This window comes from Propylenella binzhouense (assembly GCF_009866965.1).
GTDB lineage: Bacteria > Pseudomonadota > Alphaproteobacteria > Rhizobiales > Afifellaceae > Propylenella > Propylenella binzhouense.
This window is the reverse complement of record NZ_SPKJ01000191.1, coordinates 1-2500: the sequence shown is the minus strand read 5'-3', so window position 1 is coordinate 2500 and position 2500 is coordinate 1. Positions and strand designations below refer to the sequence as shown.

The window sequence follows — 2500 nt, the reverse complement described above, 5'->3', positions numbered from 1 at the left end:
CGGCCCCTTCGCCGGGCGCGATGCCGGCGCGATCGTCGCGCGCGACGGCGGCCTCGCGGCAGGCGGCGGGCCGGTCGTCGCCTATGCCGATCTCCTGCGGCGCGACGGGCGCGACAGCGTCGAGGCGGAAGTCCGGGCGGCGCCGGGCGACGAGGCGAAGCGCTTCGCGAGCTCCGCCTTCGGCGCCGTCTTCGTCGAGGTTCGCGTCGACGAGGACCTCGGGACGATCCGCGTCCCGCGCATGGTCGGGGCCTATGACGTCGGCCGCGTCATCAATCCCAAGACCGCGCGCAGCCAGTGCATCGGAGGCATGGTCGGCGGCATCGGCATGGCGCTCTTCGAGGAGGCGGAATGGGACGAGCGCCTCGGCCGCGTGATGAACGCCAACCTCGCCGAATATCTCGTCCCCGTCTGCGCCGACATCGTCGCGCTCGAGGCGATCCTCCTGCCGGGCGACGACCGCAACTTCAATCCGCTCGGCGTCAAGGGCCTCGGCGAGATCGCGATCTGCGGCGTCGCCCCCGCGATCGTGAGCGCCGTCCACCACGCCACCGGCCGGCGCGTCCGCTCGCTCCCGATCACGCCGGAGAAGCTCCTCCTCGCGTGATCCGCCGCCCGGAACCGGCCGCTTTCGCGGGCGTTGGCGGACCATCGGAGTGCTGAGCCGGGAAAATGACCGAGACCGAGATCGTCCTCCGCCTTTCCGTCGCGAGCGTCGCGGGGATGCTTCTCGGCCTCGACCGCGAGCTGCGCGGCATCTCCGCCGGCGTCCGCACCCACGGCATGGTCGGCCTCAGCTCGGCGATCATCACCGTCTCGGCGCTTCTCCTCTACGAGACGCTCCATGCCGACCCCGGCAATCAGAACATCGACCCGCTGCGGGTCGTGCAGGGCCTCGCCCAGGCGATCGGCTTCATCGCGGCCGGCGCCATCTTCGTCGCCCGGGGCGACGTCCACAACCTCACCTCGGCGGCGAATATCTGGCTCGCCGCCGGCGTCGGCATCGCCGCCGGCGCCGGCCAGTACTTCCTGCTCGGAACCGGCCTCGTCCTCGGGCTCCTGCTCCTCACGCTGGTCCGGCTCGTCGAGCGGTTCATCCCGGGAAGCGAAAAGGCCCGGAACGACTGACGGACGCCGCCGCGCTCAGGAGCCGAACACCACGGTCTTCGCGCCGTTCAGGATCACGCGGTCCTCGAGATGGTGGGCGACCGCGCGCGCCAGCACCCGCCGCTCGATGTCGCGCCCCTTCCGGACGAGGTCGTCGGGCGTGTCGCGGTGGCTGATCCGCTCCACGTCCTGCTCGATGATCGGGCCCTCGTCGAGGTCGGAGGTGACGTAGTGCGCCGTCGCGCCGATCAGCTTCACGCCGCGCTCGTGCGCCTGGTGGTAGGGCCTGGCGCCCTTGAAGCCCGGCAGGAAGGAATGGTGGATGTTGATGCAGCGCCCGGCGAGCTTGGCGGAGAGCCCGTCGGAGAGGACCTGCATGTAGCGCGCCAGCACGACGAGGTCCGTCTCCGTCTCGCGGATCAGCCGCCACAGCTCGGCCTCCTGCTCGAGCTTGGTGTCGCGCCTGACCGGCAGATAGTGGAACGGCGCGCCGCCGAAATCGAGATGGCCGTAGCTCTCGCGCGGATAGTTCGCGACGATCGCGCTCACGTCCATGAAGAGCTCGCCGATCCGCCAGCGGTAGAGCAGGTCCGCCAGGCAATGGTCGAAGCGCGAGACGAGAAGCATCACGCGCCGGCGCTCCGAGCGGTCGCGCAGCTTCCAGTCCATGCCGAAGGCGTCCGCGATCCGCGCGAAGTCGGAGGAGAGGCTGGCGGGCGCCTGCTCGCCGACCGGGTTGAACACGACGCGCATGAAGAAGCGGCCGCTCGTCGTGTCGTCGAATTGCTGCGCGTCGAGGATGTTGCAGCCCGCCTCGAAGAGGAAGGTGGAGACGGCAGCGACGATGCCGGGCCGGTTCGGGCAGGAGAGCGTGAGGACGAAGGCTTGCGTGCTCATGGGGACCGTGCGGAGGGCGGGGATCGGGCGGACGACGCCCGGAAGGCGGGCGCGCCGCTCAGGCGTGCGCCGGCGCCAGGACCTCGAACCCGAATTCGGCAGCGGAGGCGGCGAGCCAGGACCAGAAGCTCCCCGCCATGCTGCGGGCGATTGCTAGCTCAAAGGCGGGCCGGTCGTCCACCTGCCAGATCTCGACGCCGATCTGTGCGATCGCGGTGACCGCCGCGTCGCTGGTCCCGAAGGCGCGGGGGTGGAGGTCGATCATCGCGCCCTTCGCGAGCACGTCGCGCACGCGCGGGCCGGAGAGCCTGAGGAGCGCCCGCCCGTCGCTCTGGTCGGCGATCGCGGCGAGCCCCGCAAGCGCGGCGGCAAGCCTTGGCACGTCGAGCGCGGGCCCGGCCGCGAGCCATCGATCGGGGCCCGACCAGATCAGCAGCCCCGCGCCGCCGCGCACCCATCCCGGCCGCCGGGGCGGCACGGCGAAAAGCTCCGCGAG

Annotated in this window: 4 protein-coding genes; 2 read left to right on the top strand and 2 right to left on the bottom strand. The window is 71.6% G+C overall.

The features are described from left to right. Positions 1-607, top strand: a 607-nt coding sequence (locus E4O86_RS22745) for a molybdopterin cofactor-binding domain-containing protein (RefSeq protein ID WP_161142823.1), incomplete at its 5' end; no start/stop codon positions are given. Positions 608-672: 65 nt separating this feature from the next. Continuing rightward, on the top strand, positions 673-1128 hold the full coding sequence (locus E4O86_RS22740; RefSeq protein WP_161142822.1) for an MgtC/SapB family protein: 456 nt from the start codon (positions 673-675) through the stop codon (positions 1126-1128). 15 nt (positions 1129-1143) lie between these two features. Here the strand turns inward: E4O86_RS22740 and purU are convergent, their stop codons facing one another. Then, positions 1144-2004: a formyltetrahydrofolate deformylase gene (purU, locus tag E4O86_RS22735; RefSeq protein WP_161142821.1), complete on the bottom strand. Its 861-nt coding sequence runs from the start codon at positions 2002-2004 to the stop codon at positions 1144-1146. A 58-nt stretch (positions 2005-2062) separates the two neighbouring features. Next, positions 2063-2500 (bottom strand): sarcosine oxidase subunit gamma (locus E4O86_RS22730; protein WP_161142820.1); only part of this gene is annotated, 438 nt, incomplete at its 5' end.